The organism is Amycolatopsis nalaikhensis (assembly GCF_030264295.1).
Taxonomy (GTDB): domain Bacteria; phylum Actinomycetota; class Actinomycetes; order Mycobacteriales; family Pseudonocardiaceae; genus Amycolatopsis; species Amycolatopsis nalaikhensis.
This window is the reverse complement of the sequence record NZ_CP127173.1, coordinates 1,098,253-1,124,756: the sequence shown is the minus strand read 5'-3', so window position 1 is coordinate 1,124,756 and position 26,504 is coordinate 1,098,253. Positions and strand designations below refer to the sequence as shown.

Below are 26,504 nucleotides of genomic sequence, written 5' to 3'. Positions count from 1 at the left end.
ACCCCTACTCTGCCCCACCACGGGGGGCCGGGCGGGCGATCATGCGGCAGACTGCTGGTCATGGACAAGGTGCTCCGCGGCCTGAGGCTCCCCGAGAACGTGGCGCCGGGCTGGCTGGTGGTGCAGCTGCTGGGGTCCGTCGTGATCCTGGCGACGCTGCTGACCACCGCGGAGACCCAGCCACTCGTGTGGACGGCCTACGGCGCCGCCGCCGCGTGCTGGGTGGGGTTCCTGCTCGTCCACGAACGACTCCCGCGGACCGCCGCCGGGCTGCTCGCCGCCGGGGCCACCGTCGTCGCGCCCGTCATCAGCCTCGCCTCGGACACCTCCGCGCTCGTCATCGGCGTCGTCATGCTCGGCCGGTTCGCCGCGCTGACCACCCCGCGCGTGCGGGTGATCGTCGCCACCGGGTGCGCCGACATCGCGCTGTGCGTGCTCGGCGGCCTGCTCGCCGACGTCTCGCTCGGCGAAACCCTCGGCAACCCGCTCGGGCTGGTGATCATCCTCCTGTTCGGGCTGAACCGGCGGCAGTACCGGATCCACCTCGCCCAGACGCAGGCGTTGCTGGAGCAGACGAAACGCGCGCAGGCCGAGCAGGCGCGCGCGGCCGCGCTCGACGAACGCACGCGGATCGCGCGCGAGATCCACGACGTGCTCGCGAATTCCCTTGGCGCGCTGGTCGTGCAGCTCGAGCTGGCCGAGGCGCTGATGGAGAAGAACGAAGACGGCCAGGCGCTGGAACGGATCCTGGTCTCGCGGCGGCTGGCCGTGGACGGGCTCGCCGAGGCCCGCAACGCCGTGGCCGCGCTGCGCGCCGACGTCCCGCCGCTCGCGCAGGCGCTGGCGGATCTCGCGCAGCGGCACGGCAAGATGAACGAAACCGAAGTGTCCTTCCGGACCGAAGGCGAGGTCCGGGCACCCGCTTTCCCGGTGGTAGCCTGCCTCGTGGCGACGGCGCGGGAGGCGTTGACGAACGCCGCGAAGCACGCGCCCGGCCGTCCGGTGACGATGGTGCTGGGGTTCGAGCCGGAGTCGGTCCGCCTCGCCGTCCGCAACCCGCTGGACGGCGAACCGAAGCAGGGGAAGGGTTTCGGCGTCACCGGGATGCGGGAACGGCTGGCCCAGGTCGGTGGCCGGCTGTGTGCCGGGCCGGAGCGGGGGGAGTGGCAGGTGCTCGCGGAAGTGCCGGAACCCGACGGAGGGGATCATGGGTGAGCCGCAGACGATCAAGGTGATCGTGGTCGACGACCAGCAGATCGTGCGGGAAGGCCTGGTCGCGCTGATGAGCCTGCTCGACGACGTCGAGGTGGTCGGCTCGGCCGCGAACGGCGCCGAGGCGCTCGACCTGATCGGACGGCTCGACGCGCTCGACGTCGTGCTGATGGACCTCAACATGCCGGTGATGAGCGGGGTCGAGGCGACCAAGCGCATCACGCAGGAGCACCCGGACGTCGCCGTCGTCGTGCTGACGACCTACTCGGACGACGAGTCGATCGCCGGCGCGCTCGCCGCCGGGGCCCGCGGATACCTGACGAAGGAGGCGGGCCGCGGTGAAATCGGGTCCGCGCTGCGGGCGGTGGTCGCCGGGCAGCTCACGTTCGGCGCCGACGTCTCGCGCCAGGTCGTCAGCGCGCTGTTCGACTCGGGTGGCCAGGGCGCGGCGAAACCCGTGCCGCACAAGGAAGGCCTGCCGGACGGGCTCACCGCGCGCGAGGCCGAGGTGCTCGGCCTGATCGCCGCCGGGCTGAGCAACGGCAAGATCGCGGCCGAGCTGTTCATCGGCGAGGCGACGGTGAAGACGCACATCAACAACGCGTTCGCGAAGATCGGCGTGCGCAACCGCGTCGAGGCGATGCGCTACGCCGTCCGCAACGGGCTGGAGCGGGAGCCGAAGTCGCGCTAGGCCGGAACGGCTTCCCGGCGCGGCCGCAGCGCGAGCTTCGGGTTGTGCGCGTGGAGCCGGAACTCCTTCGCCCGGGGGACCCGGCTGAAGAGGTTGTCCGTCCCGCAGAAGTGCAGCTCGGTGACGCCGAGCCGGTGCAGCGAAGCGGTGACCGACGGCCAGCCGATCGGCCGGTCGAAGGTGTCCAGCAGCATGGCGCGGACGCCGTCGGCGGTGGTCACCACCGCACCGTCCTGATCGGACACCAGCGGGATTTCCGGGTCCCGCAGCGGGCAGTCGCCGAAGCCCGCCGCCGAAGCCCGGTGCCGCAACGCCTCGAACGCGGGCGCGTGCACCGGCGGCCGCATCGTGTACAGCGAATAGCCGCCCACCTCGCTGATCCGGCGGGTGAACCCGGCCAGCTCGCCTTCGCGCAGCGAGACCAGGTGGAAGCCGTCGTCGACGACGCCGGAGATCTCGTACCAGGTCAGCTCGCCGAGCACCGTGCGCCAGCCGTCCTCGGGCACGCGCATGACCGTGTGCGTCACGACGTCCTGGTGCTGCGAGGCGAAGTACTCCGCCTCGCAGTCCGCCTGGACGGCGGTCAGCCGCACGGCGTCGGCGAAGGTGAGCGCGCCCGAGTACACCGCGGCGGCCTTCTGCCCGAAGCTCAGGCCGGTCACCGCGTCCGGCCGCGTGTCGATCGCGTCGGCCAGCGCCACGCAGCTGACCAGGAAGGCCAGCTGCGCGGCGGGAGAGTAGTCGTGCTCGCTCTCGGCGTAGGCGTCCAAAATGGAGTAACCGACGACATCGTCGGCCTCCGCGACGCGCCGCCGGGCCCGGGCGTCCAGGACCAGGAACTTGGTCAGCTCCGCGAACTTGCTCGGCGCCATGCCCGGGAAGACGAACGCGGTGCTCATCCGTCGAGCCCCGCCTTCGCCAGCTCCTCCATGTGCTTCTTGTCCGGCTTGCCGTTGCGGTTCACCGGGAACTGGTCCACGACGACGACGCGGTTCGGCTGCTCGTAGGCGGGCAGCACCTCGGTCAGCTTCTCGCGCCAGTAACCGCTCTCGCGCCGCTCCGGGTCGGCGACGAAGAACACCAGCTGGGCACCCTTGCGCTCGTCCGGCAGCGAGATGATCCGCGTGCTGCAGCCCCGCGCGGCGACCTTCCGCTCGATGATCTCCGGGTGCAGCGTGTAGCCCATGCGGTGCACCGCGGCCTTGCGGCCGGCGATGAACAGGTTCCGGTGCTCGTCCAGGTACCCGAAGTCGCCGGTCGGGTACCAGCCCTGCGGGACCGGGGTGATGGCGCCGTCGTCGCCGAGCAGCCCGGTGAGCATGTCCGGGCAGTCGATGACGACCTCGCCGATCTCGTTCGCGGCGACCTCGCGGCCGTCGTCGTCGACGACCTGGACGCCGATGCCGTCCATCACCTGGCCGGTGCCGACCGGGTTGTCCAGCGTGGCGAAGGCGAGGTTGCCCAGCTCGGTGCTGCCGTAGCTGTCGAGCAGGGTCATGCCGAACTCGGCTTCGTACTCGGCGACCACCGGGCTGTCGAGCGGGGCGGCGCCGCTGCAGAACATCCGGACCTTGGCCAGTGCGGCGCGGGCCTCGGGGCGCTTGCGGACGATGTTGAGCATGCTCTGGTAGGTGGTCGGGGCGGCGTCGACGACGGTCGCGCCGCACTGGCCGGCCATCCGCAGCGCGCGGTCCAGCCGCCGGTAGGGGGCGATCACCAGCGAGCAGCGGGTCAGCCAGGCGATCATCACCATGGAGATGCCGTACTGGTGGGAGAAGGGCAGCAGCGGCAGCAGCACGTCGTCGGGGCGGTGCCCGACCTGCTCGGCGTTGCGCCGCATGTTCTTGAGGAACCGCGCGCCGTTCTTGACGATGCCCTTGGGTGAGCCGGTGGAGCCGGACGACCACATGATGATGCTGTCGGGCAGCTCGCCCCACCGGTCGAAGCTCAGCCGCTCGCCGGGCTCGGCCGGCACCGCGTCGGCGAGCAGTTCGTACAGGTAGACGGGGGTTTCGCCGTCGGGCAGCGGGGCGTCGTCGTCCACGATGGACATCCGGACGCGCGCGCGGTCGATGATCTCCTGCGTCTGCTGCGCCTTTTCCTGCGGGTCGACCAGCACGATCGACACGCCCAGGTGCATCAGGGCGAACAGCGTGGTCACGTAGCCGGCGGAGTTGCCGGCCTTCAGCATCACCCGGTGGCCGGGCAGCAGTCCCCGCGCGCCCAGCGCGTCGGCCACGCCCAGTGCCCGCGACTCGAACTCCTCGAGGGTCTGCACCGAGTCCGCGGCAAAGAGTTTCGACGGCATCGGCCCGTCCTTTCGGTGGGAATTGGCTGCGGCTCGAATATAGGAATGGGTGGCGAACACCCACCACCCCTATCTCGCGCGGACCGCCAATAGGGGGTGGATCGCCAGGTCGGGACCGCTTCCGACGAGCCGAAGCTAGGGGCGGTTAGGGGTGGGTGCGGCCGCCGCGCGTCGGTAGCCTCCCCGGAGGGTGCGGGAATTCCCGCCGATTCCCGCCGGGAAAACGATCGCTGGAGAACGAGGGAAAAATGGTGAACCCCATCCGGGACCTCGGAGACCTTTCCGCCTACGACCGTTCCCGCGTGCTCGGCGAATTCGTGCGGACGCACCTGGCCGCGGTGCTCGAGGAGCCGCCGTCCGACGTCCACCGGTCGTTCCTGGACCTCGGCCTGGACTCGGTCGCGGCGGTCGCGCTCCACGCGCGGCTGGTCGAGGAGACCGGCCTGAGCCTCCCGGTGACCCTCGCGTTCGACCACCCGACTCCGGCACGGCTGGCCGCGTACCTGGAGGAACGCCTGCTCGGCGGCAGCGCCCCGGCCCCGGTGGAGACGTCGTCCTTCGACGGCGAGCCGATCGCGATCGTCGGCATGAGCTGCCGTTTCCCCGGCGGCGCTTCGACCCCGGAGGAGTTCTGGCGGCTGATCGCGGACGGCACGGACGCGACGTCGGAGTTCCCGGCGGACCGCGGCTGGGACCTGGCCGCCCTCTACGACGCGGACGCGGACCGGCCCGGCACGACGTACACGCGTCGCGGCGGCTTCCTGCCGGACGCGGCCGAGTTCGACGCGGCGTTCTTCGGCATCAACCCGCGTGAGGCCGTCGCGATGGACCCGCAGCAGCGGCTGCTGCTGGAGAGCAGCTGGCACGCGCTGGAGGACGCGGGCATCGACCCGACGGGCCTGCGCGGCAGCCGCACCGGCGTGTACGTCGGGGCCGAGGCGCAGGACTACGGCCCGCGCCTGGAGGACGCCGACGGCGCCGAAGGCTACCTCGACATCGGCACGGCGGGCAGCGTCGCCTCCGGACGGATCGCCTACACGCTCGGCCTGGAGGGGCCCGCGATCACCGTCGACACGGCGTGCTCGTCTTCGCTGGTGGCGTTGCACCTGGCGGTGCAGGCGCTGCGGCGTGGCGAGTGCGGGCTGGCGCTGGCCGCCGGGGTCGCCGTGATGTCGAGCCCGGGTGGGTTCTTGTCGTTCAGCCGTCAGCGGGCGTTGTCGTCGGACGGCCGGTGCCGTGCTTTCGCGGCCGACGCGGGTGGTACCGGCTGGGCCGAGGGCGTTGCGACGGTGGTGGTGCAGCCGCTGTCCGAGGCGCGGGCGCAGGGGCGCCGGGTGCTGGCGGTGGTGAGCGGCACGGCGGTCAACTCCGACGGCGCGAGCAACGGGCTCACCGCACCGAGCGGGCCCGCCCAGCAGCGGGTGATCGAGCAGGCGCTCGCCGACGCGGGCCTCCCGGCGGCCGAGGTGGACGCGGTCGAGGCGCACGGAACGGCGACGCTGCTCGGCGACCCGATCGAGGCGAACGCGCTGCAGGGTGTGTACGGAGCCGGGCGCCCGGCGGAGCGGCCGCTGTGGCTGGGTTCGGTGAAGTCGAACATCGGCCACACTCAGGCGGCGGCCGGGCTCGCCGGAGTGGTGAAGATGGTGCTGGCCCTGCGCGAGGGCACGTTGCCGAGGACGCTGCACGTGGACGAGCCGACCCCGCACGTCCAGTGGGACGGCGGCGGCGTGCAACTGCTGACCGAAGCGCGGCCGTGGCCGGAGACGGGGCGGCCGCGGCGGGCGGGGGTTTCGTCGTTCGGGATGAGCGGGACCAACGCGCACGTGATCCTGGAGGCGGCGCCGGAGGAGAAGCCGACAGAACTGAAAGGTGAATCCTCCGGTCCTTACCTCCTGCCCATCTCCGCGAAGACCCCTGCCGCCCTCAAGGCGCAGGCCGCCGCCCTCGACGACTACCTCGATCGCTACCCCCTCGCCGACCTCGCCGTCGCGCTCGGCACCACCCGGGCCGCGCTCAAGCACCGCGCCGTCCTCGTCGCCGCCGACCTCGCCACCGCGCGCGCCCAGCTTCGCGCTCTCGCCACCGGCGAAGACGCTCCCGGACTGATCCGCGGCCGCGCCACCGACGGCGGTCTCGCCGTCCTCTTCCCCGGTGACCGGCCGTCGGACATCGACCACCCCGTCTTCGCCGAAGCACTCGCCGAGGCCCGCGCCCACCTGGACATCCAGCTCGACACCCCGCACCCCCTCGCCGAAACCTTCGCCGCCGGGGTCGCCCGGTACCGGCTCTTCGAGCACTGGGGCGTGCGCGCGGACGTCGTCGCCGGGCTGGGGATCGGGGAACTCGCCGCGGCGCACGTCGCCGGGGTGCTCTCACTTTCAGACGCCTGCGCACTGGCCGGCACCATCGCCAGGGGCGCGGGACAAGACGAGCTGCGGAGGCTCGCCCGGGCACTGTCCTTCGATCCCCAGCGGGGGCCGGTGCTCGACGTCACGACCGGTGACGAGGTGACGGCGGCCGAACTCGCCGACGCCGGTCACTGGGCGCGGCTCGCGGAGCCGGTCCAGCCGGAAGCCGGCTGGCTGGACCGGCACGGCGTGCGCGACGTCCTCGAACTCGGGCCGGACCCGATCGAGGCGCTCGCCACGCTGTTCGCCCGCGGTGGCGAGGTCGACTGGCGCGCCGTCCACGGCGATCGCGACGTGCGGCACGTGCGGCTGCCCGGCTACGCCTTCCAGCGGGAACGCTTCTGGCTCGACGCCACCGGGCCGCGCGGGACGCTCTTCGAGACCGTCCTCACCCACGCCGCGAAGGACGAGATCACCCTCACCGGGCGGCTCTCACTCGGCACCCACGCCTGGCTCGGCGACCACTGCGTCCACGGCGTCGTGGTCCTGCCCGGCACCGCCTTCCTCGAGCTGGCCGTGCAGGCCGGCGCGCAGGCGGGCTGCCGCGCCGTGGCCGAACTGACCCTGCACGCCCCGCTCGTGCTGCCCGAGCCGGGCGTGACCGTGCAGGTCACCGTCGGCGAGCCGGACGACGACGGGACGCGCCCCTTCACCGTCCACTCGCGACAGGACGGGCCGTGGACGCACCACGCCTCCGGGACACTGGCCGTCGCGCCCGTCGACGCCGTCGAAGTGCCCCAGCCCACCGAAGGCGCTCTCGACATCAGCGACGTCTACCCGGCCCTCGCCGACACCGGTCTCGGCTACGGCCCCGCCTTCCGCGGGCTCACCGCCGCGTGGCGCACCGGTGACGAGGTCGTCGCCGAAGTCGCGGTCCCCGACGGCGTCCCGGGTGGTTTCGCCTTGCACCCGGCCCTTTCCGACGCGGCCCTGCACGCCCTCGAGCTGTTCGAAGGCGCCTTCGGCCAAGACGGCCGCGCCTGGCTGCCGTTCTCGTGGAGCGGCGTCACCGTCCACGCGACCGGTGCGACCCGCGCCCGGGTGCGGCTGACCCGGACCGGCGCCGACACGGTCGCCCTGGCCGTCGCCGACCTCGCCGGGAAGCCGATCGCCGCCGTCGAGTCGCTGACCCTGCGGCCGGTCTCGGCCATCTCCGACGACCTGTTCACCACCCACTGGGAGCCGTTGACCGCGGCCGAGGCCACCGGCACCTGGGCGACGCTCGGCGAGCCCGCGCACCCGGATCTGCCCGCTCTGCTGCTGTCCGAGATCCCGGACTTCGTGCTCTCCCCGGTCGGCGCGAACAGCCCGCACGCGGCCGCGTCCGACGTCCTGGGCCTGCTCACCTCCTGGCTGGCGACCCCGCGGACGGCGGACTCGCGCCTGGTCGTGCTCACCACCGGCGCGCTCGCCGTCGGCGACGAGGCCGTCCCCGGACTCGCGCAGGCCACCGTTCCCGGGCTCGTGCGGTCCGCGCAGGACGAGGAGACCGGCCGGATCGTGCTGGTCGACACCGACGGCAGCGCCGCCAGCCGGGCCGCCCTGCCCGCCGCGGTGGCGGCCGCCGTCGCCGCGGGGGAGACCGAACTCGCCCTGCGCGACGGCGTCGCCCTGGTGCCGCGGCTCGGCCGGGCACCGTCCACTGAGGACACGACGACGCTGGACCCCGACGGCACCGTCCTCATCACCGGCGGCACCGGGGTGCTCGGCCGCCTGGTCGCGCGGCACCTCGTGCGGCGCCACGGGATCCGGCACCTGGTGCTGGTCTCCCGCACCGGAAAGGCCCCGGACCTGGGCCTCGACGCCGAGGTCGACGTCGTCGCGTGCGACGCGGCCGACCGCGAAGCCCTCGCCGCCGCCCTCGACCGCATCCCGCGGCTCACCGCCGTGGTGCACGCGGCGGGCGTCCTCGACGACGGCGTCCTCGGCTCGCTCACCGCCGAACGGCTGGCGAAGGTCCTCACCCCGAAGGTCGACGCGGCCCTCGCGCTCCACGAGCTGACGAAGGACCGGCCGCTCGACGCCTTCGTGCTGTTCTCCTCCTCGGCCGCGCTGCTCGGCGGGGCCGGGCAGGCGAACTACGCTGCCGCCAACACGTTCCTCGACGCCCTCGCCCAGCACCGCCGCGCCACCGGGCTGCCCGCGCTGTCGCTGCAGTGGGGTCTGTGGGAAGAGGCGAGCGGCCTGACCGCGCGGCTCGGCGAGGCCGACCACGCCCGGCTGCGGCGCTCGGGGATCGCCCCGCTGCCGACGGACCGCGCGCTGGCGATGCTCGACGCGGCACTGGGCGCGGCGGATCCCGTGGTGGCGCCGGTGATCCTGGACTACCCGGCCCTGCGCGCGAAGGACGACGTCCCGCCGCTGCTGCGCGGGCTCGTCCGGGCGACGCCGAAGGTCGCGCCCGTCGCCGAAACCGGCCCCGCCGACCTGACCGACCTGGTCCGCGAGCACGTCGCCGCGGTGCTGGGCCACTCCGCGCCGCAGGCCGTCGAGCTCGACCAGGCCTTCACCGAGCTGGGGTTCGACTCGCTGACCGCCGTCGAGCTGCGCAACCGTCTGGGCACCGCCCTCGGCAAGCGGCTGCCCGCCACGCTCGTCTTCGACTACCCGACCCCGGCCGCGCTCGCCGCCCACCTCGCCGAAGAGGCCGGGACGCGCGTCACGGCCGCCGTCACGACCAAGGTCGCGGACGAGCCGATCGCGATCGTCGGCATGGGCTGCCGCTTCCCCGGCGGGGTCACCGATCCCGACGGCCTCTGGCGGCTCGTCGCCGACGGCACCGACGCGATCGGCGACTTCCCGGCCGACCGCGGCTGGGACCTCGACGCGCTTTACGACCCGGACCCGGCCGCACCCGGCAAGATGTACGTCCGCAACGGCGGTTTCCTCCCGGACGCCCTGGAGTTCGACGCCGGGTTCTTCGGCATCTCGCCGCGCGAGGCGCTGGCCATGGACCCGCAGCAACGCCAGCTCATGGAGGTGACCTGGGAGGCCCTGGAGAACGCGGGCATCGACCCGAGCCGCCTCAAGGGCAGCCGCACCGGCGTCTTCGCCGGGATCATGTACCACGACCACGCGGCACGGCTGCGCGAAGTGCCCGAGGAGCTGGAAGGCTTCCTCGGCAACGGCAGCGCCGCCAGCGTCCTCACCGGCCGCATCGCCTACACGCTCGGCCTCGAAGGGCCCGCCGTTTCGGTGGACACGGCGTGTTCGTCGTCGCTGGTCTCCCTCCACCTCGCCGCGCAGGCGCTGCGCCGCGGGGAGTGCACGATGGCCCTGGCGGGTGGCGTGACCGTGCTGTCCACGCCCGAGGTGTTCGTCGACTTCAGCCGTCAGCGCGGGCTCGCCCCGGACGGCCGCTGCCGCGCGTTCTCCGACGACGCCGACGGCACCGGCTGGGCCGAGGGCGTCGGCGTGCTGGTCCTGGAACGGCTTTCGGACGCCCAGCGCAACGGCCACGAGATCCTCGCCGTGGTGCGGGGGTCCGCGGTGAACCAGGACGGCGCGTCGAACGGCATGACGGCCCCGAACGGCCCGTCGCAGCAGCGGGTGATCACCGCCGCGCTGGAGGACGCCGGGCTGAGCACCGCCGACGTCGACCTCGTGGAGGCGCACGGCACCGGCACCGCGCTGGGCGACCCGATCGAAGTCCAGGCGCTGCAAGCCACTTACGGCGTCGGCCGGACCGCCGACCGTCCACTGTGGCTCGGTTCGCTCAAGTCGAACATCGGGCACGCGCAGGCGGCCGCGGGCGTCGGCGGCGTGATCAAGGCGGTCCAGGCGTTGCGGGCCGGGGTCCTGCCGAAGACGTTGCACGCGGCGACGCCGTCGTCGAAGATCGAGTGGGACGGCGGTGGCGTGGAGCTGCTGCGCGAGCCGCGGCCCTGGCTGTCGGACCGGCCGCGCCGGGCCGCGGTGTCGTCGTTCGGGATCAGCGGCACCAACGCGCACGTGATCCTGGAGCAGGCCCCGGCGGTCTTGAATGAGTCATTCAGGACCTCCGAAGACTTGAATGAGTCATTCAAGACGCGCGTCGTCCTGCCGGTGGTGCTGTCCGGGCGGACTCCGGAGGCCCTGCGGGATCAGGCCGCGCGGTTGCGGGAGCACGTCCTGGCGCACCCGGATCTCTCCGTCGCCGACGTCGGTTACTCGCTCGCGACCGGGCGGACGGCGTTCGCGCACCGCGGCGCTGTGGTGGCCGCCGACCGCGACGAGCTGCTGAAAGGCCTCGCGGATCTCGCCTCGGGCGGGGAGTCCGCGGTGACCGGCTCCGGTTCCGGGGACGCCCGCGTGCTGATGGTGTTCCCCGGCCAGGGCTCGCAGTGGGTCCACATGGGACTGGAACTGGCCGGGCACGAGCCGGTGTTCGCCGAGCGGCTGCGCGAATGCGACGCCGCCCTGTCGGAGTTCGTCGACTGGTCGGTGTTCGACAAGCTGGCCGACGAGGAATCGCTCGGCCAGGTGGACGTCGTTCAGCCGCTGCTGTGGGCGATGATGGTGTCGCTGGCCGCGTTGTGGCGTTCGTACGGGGTCGAGCCTGCCGGAGTGGTGGGGCACTCGCAGGGTGAGATCGCCGCCGCGACCGTGTCGGGCGCGCTGTCGCTGAGTGACGGCGCGCGGGTGGTCGCGTTGCGGGCCAAGGCGTTGCGGGCCCTCGAAGGCATCGGCGGGATGGCGTCGGTCCTCGTGTCCGCCGAACGCGCCGCCGAGCTGATCGCGCCGTGGGGTGAGAAGCTGGCTGTCGCGGCGGTGAACGGTCCGGCGCAGGTGATCGTCTCCGGCGATGTGTCCGCTTTGGACGAACTGGCCGCGCGCTGTGAGAAGGAAGGCGCGCACTACCGCCGGATCGGCGTGTCGTACGCGTCGCACCACCCGCAGGTCGGGCAGCTGGCCGACGTCATCCTCGGTGACCTCGCCCCGGTCACGCCGACGTCGACCGGGATCCCGTTCTACTCCACGGTTTCCGGCCGAGCGATCGACACGAACGCGCTGACCGGCGAGTACTGGCTGGAGAACCTCAAGAACCAGGTCCGCTTCTACCCGACCGTCGTCAAGGCGCTCCAGGACGGCTTCACGCACGTCCTGGAGATCAGCCCGCACCCGGTCCTCGGCGCGCCCCTCGAAGAAGCGGCGCAAGGCATCCCGGTCCTCTCGACCCTGCGTCGCGGCGACGGCGGACCCGGCCGGTTCCGGACGTCGGTGGCCGAGTTCACCGTCGGCCAGGGCAGCCTCGACTGGACCGAGCTGTACCTGAAGGCGGGCGCGCGCCAGGTTCCGCTGCCGACGTACGCCTTCCAGCACGAGCGCTACTGGCTCGACGCGCGCCAGGGTACCCAAGACGTCGCCACCGTCGGGCTGGCCCCGGCCGGGCACGGGCTGCTCGGCGCCGTCATGCACGCCGCGGGCGACGGGACGGTCTACCTGTCCGGCCGGCTTTCGCTGGCCACCCAGCCGTGGCTGGCCGACCACGCGCTCGGCGACACCCCGCTCCTGCCCGGCGCGGCGATGGTCGACATGGCCGTGCACGCGGGTGACCAGATCGGCTGCCCGCACCTGGAGGAGCTGACCCACCACGCGCCACTCCTGCTGCCGCGCACCGGGTCCGTGGTCGTCCAGCTGATGGTGACCGCGCCCGACGACGACGGCCGCTGCGGCCTGACCCTCCACTCGCGACCCGAGGAGGACGGCGAGTGGGAGCTGCACGCTTCCGGTCTGCTGTGCCGCGAAGCCACCGAGCGCCCCCAGGCCCCGGCCACCTGGCCGCCGGCGGGCGCGAGGCGGATCGACACGACCGACGCGTACCACGTCCTCGCCGGTCAGGGTTACGCGTACGGCGCGATGTTCCAGGGCCTCGAAGCCGCGTGGCGCGACGGCGACGCGCTGTACGCCGACGTCAGCCTCGCGGACTCCCTGGAAGAGGACGGCTTCCTGCTGCACCCGGCGTTGCTCGACGCCGCCCTGCACGTCATCAGCCTGGCGAACCCGGGCGAGGACACCGCGATCCCGTTCGCCTGGCAGGGCGTCACCGTGCACGCGAGCGGCGCCCGGCGGCTGCGCGTGTGCCTCACCGGTAGCGCGGACGACACCGTCGCCATCACGGCCTTCGACCCGGCCGGGACGCCCGTGCTGGACGTCCGCGCGCTGGTTTCCCGCGCGCTGCCGACGCAGGCGCTGTCCCAGCTGGTCAACATCCGCGACAGCCTGTTCCAGGTCGACTGGCCCGAGTGGACGGCCGAAAGCGGCTCGACGGTCGTGGTCGACAAACCGGCTTTCGGGATCCTCGACGACACCAGCGGCCTGCGGGCGTGGTTCGCCGAAGCGGGTTGCGAACCCGTTCTCTACCGCGGCTGGGACGAAGTCGCCGTCACGCGGGAGACGCCGGACCTGGTGCTGTGGGACACCGCGTCGCTGCTGCGCCGCCCGGTCGGCCTCGACGACGGCCCGGAGCTGGCCGAAACCGCGGGCCGTCTCGTCGAAGCGGTGCTGCTGCGGCTGAAGCGGTGGCTCGCGCTGCCGCAGTCCGAGCGCACGCGGCTGGTCGTGGTGTGCTGGGGCGGCCCGGCCGTCGCCGGCGTCGCGGGTCTGATCCGGTCGATGAGCACGGAGTTCCCGGACCGCCTGGTGCTGCTCGACGTCCGCGGCAAGGGCGCGGTCGACGTCCCCGCGCTGATGTCCGTGCTGGCCACCGACGAGAACGTCGTCGGCCTGCGTGACGGCGTCGTGTGCGTACCCCGCCTCGAACGGACGGTTTCCGAGCTGGCCATCCCGGACGGTGAAGCCTGGTCGGTCGCCTCCGACGGCCACGGCACCCTCGACGGCGTCGGCCTGGTCCCGTCGGCCGCGGCCACCGCCGAGCTGGGCCCGGGCGAGGTGCGGATCGCGGTCCGCGCCGCGGGCGTGAACTTCCGGGACGTGCTGATCAGCCTCGGGATGTACCCCGACGAAGGCGCGATGATGGGCAGCGAAGCCGCCGGAGTCGTCCTGGAAGTCGGCTCGGACGTGCGCTCGGTCGAACCCGGCGACGCCGTGATGGGCTTGTTCACCGAGTGCTCCGGCTTCGGTTCGCACGCGGTCACCGACGCCCGGCTGGTCGTCCCGGTGCCCGAGGGCTGGTCGTTCGAGCAGGCGGGCGCGGCCCCGGTCGTGTTCCTGACCGCGTTCTACGCCCTGCACGACCTCGGCCGCTTGGCCGCGGGCAAGCGGATCCTCATCCACACCGCCACCGGCGGCGTCGGCATGGCCGCGTTGCAGCTGGCCCAGTACTGGGGTGCGGAGGTCTACACGACCGCGCACCCGAGCAAGTGGCCCGTCCTGCGCACGCTCGGCGTGCCGCGGGAGCGGATGGCGAACTCGCGCACCGCGGACTTCGAGGCCGAGTTCCTCGCCGCCACGCGCGGCGCGGGCATGGACGTCGTGCTGAACTCCCTGGCCAACGAGCAAACCGACGCGTCGCTGCGGCTGCTGCCGCGTGGCGGCCGTTTCGTCGACATGGGCAAGACCGACGTCCGCGACCCGGACGTCGTCGCCAAGGAGCACCGCGGGGTCAAGTACCGGGCGTTCGACCTCATCGAGGCCGGGCCGGACCGGATCCACGACATCCTCACCGCGCTGCACGAGCTGTTCACCGCGCGGGTGCTGCTGCCGCTGCCGGTGAAGGCGTGGCCGATGCAGCAGGCGCGGCGGGCGCTGCGGTTCGTGCGGGAGGCGCGGCAGATCGGCAAGGTCGTGCTGACCCTGCCGGAGGAGATCGACCCGGACCGCCCGGTGCTCGTCACCGGCGGCACCGGCACGCTCGGCGGGCTGCTGGCCCGGCACCTGGTCACCGAGTACGGCGTCCGCGACCTGGTGCTCACCTCGCGCCGGGGTCTGGGCGCGGTCGGGGCAGCGGCCTTGCGGGACGAGCTCCTCGACGCCGGTGCGGAGTCGGTCGCCGTCGTGGCCTGCGACGTCGCCGACCGCGACTCCCTGGCGGCGTTGTTCGAGCAGACCGGCCCGGTCGGGGCGGTGTTCCACACGGCGGGCGTGCTCGACGACGGCCTCTCGGTGAACCTCACCCCCGAGCAGGTGCGTCGGGTGCTGGCGCCGAAGGTCCAGGCGGCGACGTACCTGCACGAGCTGACCCTGGACATGGGCCTGTCGCACTTCGTGCTGTTCTCCTCGGCGGCGGGCGTGCTGGGCGACGCCGGGCAGGCCAACTACGCGGCGGCCAACACCTACCTCGACGAGCTGGCCGCGGCCCGGCGGGCACTCGGCCTGCCCGCGCTGTCGCTGTCGTGGGGCCTGTGGGCCGACGAGTCCGGGATGACCGGGCACCTCGACGACGTCCACCACGACCGGATGGCCGCGAACGGCATGCGGGCGCTCTCGGCCGGGCACGCGCTGGGCCTGCTGGACGTCGCGCTGACGTCCACGCACCCGCACTACGTGCCGATCTCGCTGAACGTCGGCACGCAGGCCGAGCCGATCTTCCGGGCGCTGGTGCAGCCTCGGCGGGCCCAGGCCACCACTTCGGCGGCCGCGGAAGACGGCCTGACCGAACGGCTTTCCGTGCTCAACGCCGAGCAACAGCTGCAGCTGCTGGAGAAGCTCGTGGCCGCGCAGGTCAACCTCGTGCTCGGGCACGCAGAGGAGCACGCGGTCGACCCGGACCAGCCGTTCACCGTGCAGGGCTTCGACTCGCTGACCGCGGTCGAGCTGCGCAACCGCCTGAACGCGCAGACCGGCACGCACCTGCCGGCGACGTTGATCTACGACCACCCCACCCCGCGGCACATCACGCGGCTGCTGCACAAGATGCTCGCGCCGGAGCAGGAGCCGCTCACCGCCGACGACGAAGACAAGCGGCGGCTGCAGGAGGTGCTGGCGAACGTGCCGGTGTCCCGGATCCGGGAGATCGGGCTGTTCGACGCTCTGCTGAGCCTGGCCGAGGAACCGGACGGCGCGAGCCTCGCCGCGCCGGCGGCGAACGTGGACGACATGGACACCGACGCACTCATCGCGTTGGCGATGGAGGGATCCGAGAACTCATGACTGCTCCCGAGGAGAAGGTCGTCGCCGCACTCCGGGCGTCGGTCAAGGAGACCGAGCGGCTGCGCCAGCAGAACCAGCAGCTGCGCGCGGCTGCGCACGAACCCGTGGCGATCGTGGGCATGGGCTGCCGGTTCCCGGGCGGCGTGGGTTCCGCCGAGGACCTGTGGCGGCTCGTCGCCGACGGCGCGGACGTGATCGGCGAGTTCCCCGCCGACCGCGGCTGGGACGCCGACGCGTTGTACGACCCCGACCCGGAGGCGGCCGGGAAGTCGTACGTGCGCACCGGCGGTTTCCTCCACGGCTCCAACGGGTTCGACGCCGAGTTCTTCGGCATCTCCCCGCGTGAAGCCCTCGCGATGGACCCGCAACAGCGGCAGCTCCTCGAAGTCGCCTGGGAGACCCTGGAAAACGCGGGCATCGACCCGGTCACGCTGAAGGGCAGCCCGACCGGCGTGTACGTCGGCGTGATCCACAGCTCCTACGCCGACCGGCTCCCGTCGGTGCCGGGTGAGCTGGAAAGCTATGTGGACAACGGGAACCTCAGCAGCGTGGCGTCCGGGCGGATCTCGTACACCCTCGGGCTGGAAGGGCCCGCGGTGTCGGTCGACACGGCGTGTTCGTCGTCGCTGGTGGCTCTGAATCTCGCGGTGCGGGCGTTGCGCAACCGGGACTGCACCCTCGCGCTGGCCGGGGGCGCGACGGTCATGGCCAGCGAAAGCTCCTTCGTCAACTTCAGCAGGCAGCGCGCGGTCGCGCCCGATGGTCGTAGCAAGGCGTTCTCGGATTCCGCCGACGGTTTCGGGGTCTCCGAAGGTGCCGGTTTCCTGCTGCTGGAACGACTTTCCGACGCCGTGCGGAACGGCCACGAGATCCTCGCCGTCGTGCGCGGTTCGGCGGTGAACCAGGACGGCGCGTCGAACGGGCTGTCCGCTCCTAACGGTCCTTCCCAGCAGCGCGTGATCACGGCGGCTCTCGAAGACGCTCGCTTGTCCGCCGCCGACGTCGACCTGGTGGAAGCGCACGGCACGGGGACCGCTCTCGGTGACCCGATCGAGGTTCAGGCGCTGCAGGCGACTTATGGGGTTGATCGTCCGGCGGACCGTCCACTGTGGCTGGGTTCGCTGAAGTCGAACATCGGGCACGCGCAGGCGGCTGCTGGTGTCGGCGGGGTGATCAAGGTGGTGGAGGCGTTGCGGGCCGGGGTGATGCCGCGGACGCTGCACGCGTCGAGGCCGTCGTCGAAGATCGAGTGGGACGGCGGTGGTGTGGAGCTGCTGCAGGAGTCCCGTCCGTGGGACTCTTCGGGCCCACGGCGGGCGGGGGTGTCGTCGTTCGGGATCAGCGGCACGAACGCGCACGTGATCCTCGAGCAGGCCCCGGCGGTCGTGAGTGAAAAACAGTGTTCTAACACTGTTATCCACTCACGAGCCGATGCGGTGCCGTTCGTGCTGTCCGGGCGTACGCCGGAGGCCTTGCGGGACCAGGCCGCGCGGTTGCGAGCCCATGTCTTGGCGCACCCGGAATTCTCCCTGGGTGACCTCGGGTTCTCTCTTGCGGGCCGGAGTCTGTTCGCGCACCGGGGTGCGGTCGTCGCGTCGGATCGGGACGAGCTGCTGGCCGGGCTCGAGGATCTCGACCTGGTCGGTGCGGGCTCTGGGCCGAGCCGGGTGCTGATGGTCTTCCCGGGTCAGGGTTCGCAGTGGCTGCGGATGGGCCTGGATCTGGCCGAGCGTGAGCCGGTGTTCGCCGAGCGGCTCCGCGAGTGCGACGCGGCCTTGGCCGAGTTCGTGGACTGGTCGGTGTTCGACAAGCTGGCCGACGAGTCCGCCCTCGGCCAGGTCGACGTTGTGCAGCCGCTGCTGTGGGCTGTGATGGTGTCGCTGGCCGCATTGTGGCGCTCTTATGGCGTCGAGCCAGCCGGGGTGGTGGGTCACTCGCAGGGTGAGATCGCCGCCGCGACGGTCTCGGGTGCGTTGTCGTTGCAGGACGGCGCTCGGGTTGTTGCGTTGCGTGCGAAGGCGCTTCGGGCGCTCGAGGGCTTGGGCGGGATGGCTTCGATCCGGGTCTCGGCCGAGGAAGCTGCCGGGCTGATCAGCGACAAGCTGGCGATTGCGGCGGTGAACGGTCCGGCGCAGGTGATTGTGTCCGGTGATGTGTCGGCTTTGGACGATCTTGCCGAGCGCTGTGAGAGCTACCGGCGCATTGATGTTTCGTATGCCTCGCACCACCCGCAGGTCAGCCAGTTGGCTGATGTGATCCTGGAAGACCTCAAGCCGGTGTCGCCGGACAGCACGGAGATCCCGTTCTTCTCGACGGTGTCGGGCGAAGCGATCGACACCGCGACCCTGACCGGGGACTACTGGCTGGAAAACCTGCGCAGCCAGGTCAAGTTCTTCCCGACCGTCGTCGAGGCGCTGAAGCAGGGATTTACCCACGTGCTCGAGGTGAGTCCGCATCCGGTGCTGGGCGCGCCCCTGGAAGAGGCGGCTGAGGGCCTGCCGGTGCTGGCGACCCTCCGTCGCGACGGCGGTCAGGAGCGGTTCCGGACCGCGCTCGCGGAGCTGCACGTCCGCGGTGGCCACGTCGACTGGACACCGCTGTTCGAGGGCGCGAAGAGGGTCCCCCTGCCCACTTACGCCTTCCAGCACCAGCGCTACTGGCTGGAGTCCGGGGGAGACGCGTCCGCCGGGCACGGGCTGCTCGGCGCCGTCCTGCACGCGGCGGACACCGGCGCGGTGTACCTGTCCGGACGGCTCTCGCCCGCCACCCAGCCGTGGCTGGCCGACCACGCCCTCGGCGACACCGTGATCCTGCCCGGCGCGGCGATGCTGGAAATGGCCGTGCACGCGGGCGACCAGCTCGGCTGCCCGCGCGTCGAGGAGCTGACCCACCACGCGCCCCTCGCGCTGCCCGCCGAAGTGCAGGTCACCGTCCAGGCCCCCGACGACAGCGGCCGCTGCGCCTTCACCCTCCACTCCCGCGCCGCCGACGACGACTGGGTCCAGAACGCCGAAGGCACCCTCGTCAAGGGCACCGCGGCCGCCGACACCGGGCTCGTCGTCTGGCCGCCGCGGGACGCGCTCCCCGTCGACGTCGACGCGTTCTACCCGGCGCTCGCCGAGGCCGGGCTCCGCTACGGACCCGTGTTCCAGGGCCTCCGGCGGGCCTGGCGGCGCGGCGACGAGCTGTTCGCCGAGGTCGTCCTGCCCGACGACCAGCCCGTCGACCGGTTCGTCGTGCACCCCGCCCTGCTCGACGCGGCCGTGCAGACCGCCGAGCTGGACGGCGACGGCACCACCCGGCTGCCCTTCTCCTGGCGCGGCTTCTCCGTGTTCGCCACCGGGGCCCGGGCGCTGCGCGTCCGGGTCGCCCCGACCGGCGACGACGGCGTCAGCGTCACCGTCGCCGACTCCGCCGGGGCGCCGGTCGCCCGGGTCGACGAGCTGATCTCGCGGCCCGCCCAGGCCACCGGTCCGGCCGTGCGGCTGCGGGACGCGATGTACCGCGTCGACTGGCAGGACTGGACCCCCGCGTCGGGCTCACAGCCCCTGGACACCGAAACCGTGCGGTGGCGGGCGCCCGAAGGCGACGCGAGCGACGTCATCGCGGCGACCCTGCGGCGGATTCAGGAGTGGCTGGCCGCGCCGGGTGACGCGCGGCTGGTCGTCGAATGCGCCGACACCCTCGACACCGCCGGGCTGCCCGGCCTGGTCCGCACGGTGGCCGCCGAATACCCGGGCCGCGTCTCGCTGCTGGTCACCGACTGGTCCGAAGTGGACGATGCGGCCCTGGCCACCGACGAGCCCGTCGTCGGCGTCTTCGACGGGGTGACGCGGGTGCCACGGCTCGGCCGCGTCGGCGCGGAACTCACCCTCCCCGAAGGCGGCTGGCGGATCGGCTCCACCGCCGAACCCGTGCCCTACGACGTCGCCACCGCGCCCCTGGAGCCCGGGCACGTCCGGGTCCGCGTGCGCGCGGCGGGCGTCAACTTCCGGGACGTCCTCATCGGCCTCGGCATGTACCCCGACCCCGACGCGGTGCCGGGCAGCGAGGCCGCGGGCGTCGTCGTCGAGGTCGGTCCCGGCGTCGAGTCCGTGCGGGTCGGCGACGCCGTGATGGGCCTGTTCACCGAGTGCGCCACCTTCGGCGCTCAGGCCGTGACGGACGCGCGGCTGCTCGTCGCGGTCCCCGACGGCTGGACGTTCGAGCAGGCCGGGTCGACGCCGGTCGCGTTCCTGACCGCCTTCTACGCCCTCGCCGACCTGGCGAACCTGGCCGCGGACGAGAAGCTGCTGATCCACACGGCCACCGGCGGTGTCGGGCTGGCGGCCCTGCAGCTGGCCCGGCACTGGGGCGCGGACGTGTTCACGACCGCGTCGCCGGGGAAGTGGGACACCCTGCGCGCCCTCGGCATCCCCCTCGAACGCATCGGCAACTCGCGGGCCCTCGACTTCGAGGCCGACTTCCGCGAGGTGAGCGGCGGCCTCGACGTCGTCCTGAACTCCCTGGCCCACGAGCACACCGACGCGTCGCTGCGGCTGCTGCGCCCCGGTGGCCGGTTCGTCGACATGGGCAAGACGGACATCCGCGACCCGGAGACCGTCGCCGCCGCGCACGACGGCGTGTCCTACCGGGCCTTCGACCTCATCGAGGCCGGGCCCGAGCGGTTGCACGAGATCCTGACGCAGCTGCACGCGCTGTTCACCGAAGGAGTGCTGACGCCGCTTCCGGTGCGGGCGTGGCCGATGCAGCAGGCGCGGGCGGCGCTGCGGTTCGTGCGGGAGGCCCGGCACGTCGGCAAGGTCGCGTTGACCCTGCCCGAGCCGCTCGACCCGGGCCGTCCGGTGCTGGTCACCGGCGGCACCGGCACGCTCGGCGCGTTGCTGGCCAAGCACCTCGTCGGCAACCACGGCGTCCGGCACCTGGTGCTCACCTCCCGCCGCGGCCTCGACGACGGACTCCGCGACGAGCTGCTCGAAGCCGGTGCCGAGTCGGTGGAGATCCTCGCTTGCGACGTCGCCGATCGCGACGCCGTGCGCGTGTTGTTCGCCGCGCACCCCGGCATCGGCGCGGTGTTCCACACGGCGGGCGTCCTCGACGACGGCCTGTCGGTCAACCTCACGCCCGAGCAGCTGACGAAGGTGTTGCGCCCGAAGGTGATCGCGGGCACGCACCTGCACGAGGCCACGCGGCACCTCGACCTCTCGCACTTCGTGCTGTTCTCTTCGGCGGCCGGCGTCCTGGGTGACGCGGGCCAGGCCAACTACGCCGCGGCCAACACGTGGCTCGACGAGCTGGCCCGCCGTCGCCGGGCCGAGGGCCTGCCGGGGCTGTCGCTGTCGTGGGGGCTGTGGGCCGACGCGTCCGGCATGACCGGGCACCTCGGCGACGCCGAGCGGGCGCGGATGGCGGCCGACGGCATGCGCCCGCTGACCGCCGAGCACGCCCTCGGGCTGCTCGACGCGGCGCTGACCTCGACGCACCCGCACTACGTGCCGATCGCGTTGACCGTCGGCTCGCAGCCGGAGCCGCTGTTCCGCGCGCTGACCACGGCCAAGCGGGCCGACGCGCACACCGCCGTCACCACCGGCGGGCTGCCCGAGCAACTGGCGACGTTGAACGCGGACCAGCAGCTGCACCTGCTGGAGACGATCGTCGCGGCGCAGGTCAACCACGTCCTGGGCCACGCCGAGACGCACGCGGCCGACCTGGACCAGCCGTTCAAGACCCAGGGGTTCGACTCGCTGACCGCGGTCGAGCTGCGCAACCGGCTGACCGCGCGGACCGGCGCGCGGCTGCCCGCGACGCTGATCTACGACCACCCGACCCCGCGGCACGTCGCCCGGCTGCTGCACGCCGAGCTGGCCCCGGACCAGGTCGCCGGCTCCCCGGTGCTGGCCCGGCTCGACGCCCTCGAAGCCGCGCTGGCCGGCCCCGGCGGCGACGAGGACCGCGCGGAGGTCACCGCGCGCCTGCGGGCCCTGCTCGACCGCTGGTCCGGGAGCGACGAGGCCGACGACGTCGACGACGCCTCGGCCGACGAGCTGCTCGACATCATCGCCAAGGAATTCGGAAGGTCCTGACCCATGCCGAACGACGAGAAGCTCCTCAAGGAACTGAAGTGGATGACCACCGAGCTGCGGCGCGCCCGCCGTCGCCTGGTGGAGGTCGAGGACGCCGCCCACGAGCCGGTGGCGATCGTCGGCACGGGCTGCCGCTTCCCCGGCGGGGTGACGTCGGCCGCGGACCTGTGGCGGCTGGTCACCGACGGCGCGGACGTGATCGGCGAGTTCCCCGCCGACCGCGGCTGGGACGTCGACGCGCTGTACGACCCGGACCCCGACGCGGCCGGCAAGACCTACGTGCGGTCGGGCGGATTCCTGCGTGGCTCCACCGACTTCGACGCCGAGTTCTTCGGCATCTCCCCGCGCGAAGCCCTCGCCATGGACCCGCAACAGCGGCAGCTCCTCGAAGTCGCCTGGGAAACACTCGAAGACGCCGGGATCGACCCCGGCTCGCTCAAAGGCAGCCTGACGGGCGTCTTCGCGGGCGTGCTGCAGAGCGACTACTCGACGCGGCTGAGCGCCGTGCCCGCCGACCTCGAGGGCTACCTCGACAACGGCAACATGGCCAGCACCGCCACCGGCCGCATCGCCTACACCCTCGGCCTCGAGGGGCCGACGATATCGGTCGACACGGCGTGTTCGTCGTCGCTGGTCGCGATCGACCTGGCGGTCCGGTCGCTGCGGAACCAGGACTGTTCGCTGGCGCTGGCGGGCGGGGTCACGGTCATGTGCACCCCGGCGACGTTCACCAGCCTCGGCAGGCAGCGCGCCCTGGCCCCGGACGGCCGGTGCAAGGCGTTCTCCGACGACGCCGACGGCTTCGGCGCCGCCGAGGGCATCGGTTTCCTGCTGCTGGAACGGCTTTCGGACGCTGTGCGGAACGGGCACCAGGTGCTCGCGGTCATCCGGGGGACGGCCGTCAACCAGGACGGCGCGTCCAACGGCCTCACGGCGCCCAACGGGCCTTCGCAGCAGCGCGTGATCCAGGCGGCTCTCCGCAACGCGCGGCTGTCGGCGACCGACGTCGACCTCGTGGAGGCGCACGGTACCGGGACCGCTCTCGGTGACCCGATCGAAGTCCAGGCGCTCCAGGCTGCTTACGGGGCTGATCGCCCCGCGGACCGTCCTTTGTGGCTGGGTTCGCTGAAGTCGAACATCGGGCACGCGCAGGCGGCGGCTGGTGTCGGCGGGGTGATCAAGGTGGTCGAGGCGCTGCGGGCCGGGATCATGCCTCGGACGCTGCACGCGTCGACGCCGTCGTCGAAGATCGAGTGGGACGGCGGTGGTGTGGAGCTGCTGCAGGAGTCCCGCCCGTGGGATGCCGACGGCCCGCGCCGGGCGGGGGTGTCGTCGTTCGGGATCAGTGGGACCAACGCGCACGTGATCCTCGAGCAGGCCCCGGCGGCGGTCGTGAGTGAAAAACAGTGTTCTAACACTGTTATCCACTCACGACCCGCTGCGGTGCCGGTGGTGTTGTCCGGGCGGACGCCGGAGGCTCTGCGGGACCAGGCTGCGCGGTTGCGGGCGCATGTCTTGGCGCATCCGGAATTCTCGCTGGGAGACCTCGGCTTCTCGCTGGCCACTGGACGGGCGGCGTTCGCGCACCGCGGGGCCGTGGTCGCCGCGGACCGGGACGAGTTGCTCGCCGGGCTGGAGAACCTGCCTTTGGTCGGCTCGGGCTCCGGGCCGAGCCGGGTGCTGATGGTCTTCCCGGGACAGGGCTCGCAGTGGGTTCGCATGGGACTGGAGCTGGCGGAATGCGAGCCGGTCTTCGCCGAGCGGCTGCGCGAATGTGATGCGGCCTTGGCCGAGTTCGTGGATTGGTCGTTGTTCGACAAGCTGGCCGATGAGTCCGCGCTTGGTCAGGTCGATGTGGTGCAGCCGCTGTTGTGGGCGGTCATGGTGTCGCTCGCGGCCTTGTGGCGTTCGTATGGGGTTGAGCCTGCCGGGGTGGTGGGTCACTCCCAAGGCGAAATCGCTGCGGCAACCGTTTCGGGCGCGTTGTCGTTGCAGGACGGTGCTCGGGTTGTCGCGTTGCGTGCGAAGGCGCTTCGGGCCCTGGAAGGGCTTGGCGGGATGGCTTCGATCCGGGTCTCGGCTGAGGAAGCCGCGGAGTTGATCGGGGAGAAGCTGGCGATTGCGGCGGTGAATGGTCCGGCGCAGGTGATCGTGTCCGGTGATGTGTCCGCTTTGGACGAGCTGGCCGAGAAGTGTGAGAGCTACCGGCGCATTGATGTTTCGTATGCCTCGCACCACCCGCAGGTGGGGCAGCTGGCTGATGTGATTCTCGAAGACCTCAAGCCGGTCTCGCCGGAGAGCACGGAGATTCCGTTCTTCTCGACGGTGTCCGGGGAGGCGGTGGATACGGCCACCCTCACGGGGGACTACTGGCTGGAGAACCTCCGCAGCCAGGTCAAGTTCTTCCCGACTGTGGTGGCGGCGCTCGCGGAAGGCTTCACGCATGTTCTCGAGGTGAGCCCGCATCCGGTGCTGGGCGCGCCTCTCGAGGAGGCGGCTCAGGGGCTTCCTGTGCTCGCGACCCTCCGTCGTGATGGTGGTCAAGAGCGGTTCCGGACCGCGCTCGCGGAGCTGCACGTCCGCGGCGGACACGTCGACTGGGCACCGCTGTTCGAGGGCGCGAAACGGGTTCCGCTGCCCACCTACGCCTTCCAGCACCAGCGCTACTGGCTCGACGCCCCCGAAAACACCGGGGCCGCCGACGCCGTCTTCTGGAACGCGGTCCGCGAGGACGACGTCGACGCCGTCGCCAAGACCCTCGGCGTCAAGGACGAGCAACGCGACGCCCTCGGCACCGTCCTCCCGGCGCTGTCCGACTGGCAGCGCCGCCGCGAGGAGCGGGCCACCCAGGACGCCCTCCGCTACCGGGTCGCCTGGACCCCGGTGCCCCGCCCGGCCGCGCCGCGGCTCACCGGACGCTGGCTGGTCCTCACCCCGGCCGGGGCCGAGGCACCGGCGCTCGACGGCCGGGGCGCCGAGATCGTCCACGTCGAGCCCGCCGCCACCGACCGGGCCGCGTTCGCCGAACTCCTCTCCGGCGCGCCGTACACCGGCGTCCTTTCGCAGCTCGGCCTGGTCGAGACGCTGCACCTGACCCAGGCCATGGGCGACGTCGAATCCCCGGCCCGCCTGTGGTGCCTCACCCGCGGCGCGGTCTCGCCGACCCGCGACCCGGGCGACGTCGACCCGGTGCAGGCTCAGCTCTGGGGGTTCGGCCGGGTGGTCGGCATCGAGGCCCCGCACCGCTGGGGTGGCCTCGTCGACCTCCCGGCCGACACTGACCCGGACCTGCTGGTCGCGGCGCTGTCCGGTACCGAAACCGAGGTCGCGGTCCGCGACGGCGAACTCTTCGGTCGGCGGCTGGTCCACAGTCCGGTCGGCGGTGCCGCCGGAAGCGAATACCGGCCGCGCGGGACCGTCCTGGTCACCGGGGGCACCGGGGCGCTGGGCGCGCACGTCGCCCGCTGGCTCGCCGGAAACGGGGCCGGGCACGTCGTGCTCACCAGCCGCCGCGGTGAGGCCGCCGAGGGTGCTGCCGAACTGGCGGACGAGCTGCGGACCTGGGGTGCCGAGGTCACCGTCGTGGCCTGCGACGCCGCCGACCGCGACGCCCTGCGCGAACTTCTCATGACCGTCGGACCGCTCAGCGCCGTCTTCCACGCTGCCGGCGTCCTCGACGACGGGGCACTGGACTCGCTGACCCCGGAACGGTTCGCCACGGTCCTGCGGCCCAAGGTCGACGCCGCCCGCAACCTGCACGAACTCACCGACGGCCTCGACGCGTTCGTGCTGTTCTCGTCCTTCGCCAGCGTCATCGGCAACGCCGGGCAGGCCAACTACGCCGCCGCCAACGCCTACCTCGACGCCCTCGCCGAACAACGCCGCGCGGCCGGGCTCCCGGCCACGTCGGTGGCCTGGGGCGCGTGGGGCGGCTCCGGCCTCGCCGCGGACGACGCCATCGCCGACCGGCTCGGCAAGGAAGGCGTCGCTCCGATGGCCGCGCCGACCGGCGTCGCCGCGCTCGGCGTGGCCCTGGACCACCGGGACGTCGCCGTCGGGGTCGCCGACGTCGACTGGCCGCGGCTGGTCGAGCGGCACGGCCCGCGGCCCCTGCTCGACCAGCTGCCCGAAGCCGTCCGGCCCGTGGCGGCCGCGCCGGTCGTCGCCGCGGCCGACGCCGGAGCGGCCCTGCGGCAGCAGCTCGCGGCCGCCCCGGCCGCCGAGCGGGAGGCCCTGGTGCTGGACGTGGTCCGCACCCAGGCGGCCGCGGTGCTCGGGCACGCGTCGGCGTCGGCGATCGACCCCGACCGCGGCTTCACCGAGCTGGGGTTCGACTCGCTCACCGCGGTCGAAACGCGGAACCGGCTGAACGCCCTCACCGGGCTGCGGCTGCCGACGGCGCTCACCTTCGACTACCCGACTCCCGCCGTCCTCGCCCGGTACCTCACCGGACGGCTCGCGCCCGAAGACACCACCACGGCCGCATCCGTGCTGGCCCAGCTGGACGAGCTCGGCCGGGTCTTCGCCGCGTCGGCCCCGGACGGCATCACCAAGGCCCAGCTCAAGGTCGGCCTGGGCTCCTTCCTCGCGAAATGGGCCGACGAATCGATTTCCGCCACCGAGGAATTCGATTTCGGCACCGACGAGGAACTGTTCGAGTTCATCGACAACGGCCTCGGCGCCTGACCCTCCCCACCCCTGCGCCCCCGGCGAGCTTCCCCAGCTCGGCGGGGGCGCAGGGGTGTCTAGGGGAACGGTAGGGGTTGTCG

Annotated in this window: 7 protein-coding genes; 5 read left to right on the top strand and 2 right to left on the bottom strand. The window is 72.7% G+C overall.

Annotated features, from left to right (window positions below):
- The first annotated feature begins 60 nt into the window (after positions 1-60).
- A complete protein-coding gene (locus QP939_RS05305) occupies positions 61-1,215 on the top strand; it encodes a sensor histidine kinase (protein ID WP_285455412.1) in 1,155 nt (384 codons plus the stop codon).
- Positions 1,208-1,903 carry a response regulator transcription factor gene (locus QP939_RS05300; RefSeq protein ID WP_285455411.1) on the top strand — a complete coding sequence of 232 codons (696 nt, stop codon included), beginning with the start codon at positions 1,208-1,210 and terminating at the stop codon, positions 1,901-1,903. Before QP939_RS05305 ends, QP939_RS05300 begins: the two co-directional genes overlap by 8 nt.
- Here QP939_RS05300 and QP939_RS05295 read toward each other — a convergent pair.
- Together QP939_RS05295 and QP939_RS05290 are read right to left on the bottom strand one after the other, a co-directional pair.
- On the bottom strand, positions 1,900-2,802 hold the full coding sequence (locus QP939_RS05295; protein WP_285455410.1) for an ACP S-malonyltransferase: 903 nt from the start codon (positions 2,800-2,802) through the stop codon (positions 1,900-1,902). The genes QP939_RS05300 and QP939_RS05295 overlap by 4 nt on opposite strands.
- Positions 2,799-4,211: a class I adenylate-forming enzyme family protein gene (locus QP939_RS05290; protein ID WP_285455409.1), complete on the bottom strand. Its 1,413-nt coding sequence runs from the start codon at positions 4,209-4,211 to the stop codon at positions 2,799-2,801. The genes QP939_RS05295 and QP939_RS05290 overlap by 4 nt, the downstream gene beginning before the upstream one ends.
- A gap of 251 nt (positions 4,212-4,462) precedes the next feature.
- Between QP939_RS05290 and QP939_RS05285 the strand changes: the two genes are divergently transcribed.
- Genes QP939_RS05285 through QP939_RS05275 form a run of 3 tightly spaced genes read left to right on the top strand, consistent with a single transcriptional unit; the run spans position 4,463 to position 26,421 of the window.
- Complete coding sequence (locus tag QP939_RS05285; RefSeq protein WP_285459662.1) at positions 4,463-15,652, top strand: type I polyketide synthase; 11,190 nt, start codon at positions 4,463-4,465, stop codon at positions 15,650-15,652.
- Positions 15,637-21,735: an SDR family NAD(P)-dependent oxidoreductase gene (locus QP939_RS05280; RefSeq protein WP_491624969.1), complete on the top strand. Its 6,099-nt coding sequence runs from the start codon at positions 15,637-15,639 to the stop codon at positions 21,733-21,735. Before QP939_RS05285 ends, QP939_RS05280 begins: the two co-directional genes overlap by 16 nt.
- A gap of 3 nt (positions 21,736-21,738) precedes the next feature.
- Complete coding sequence (locus QP939_RS05275; protein ID WP_285455407.1) at positions 21,739-26,421, top strand: type I polyketide synthase; 4,683 nt, start codon at positions 21,739-21,741, stop codon at positions 26,419-26,421.
- Positions 26,422-26,504: the final 83 nt, after the last annotated feature.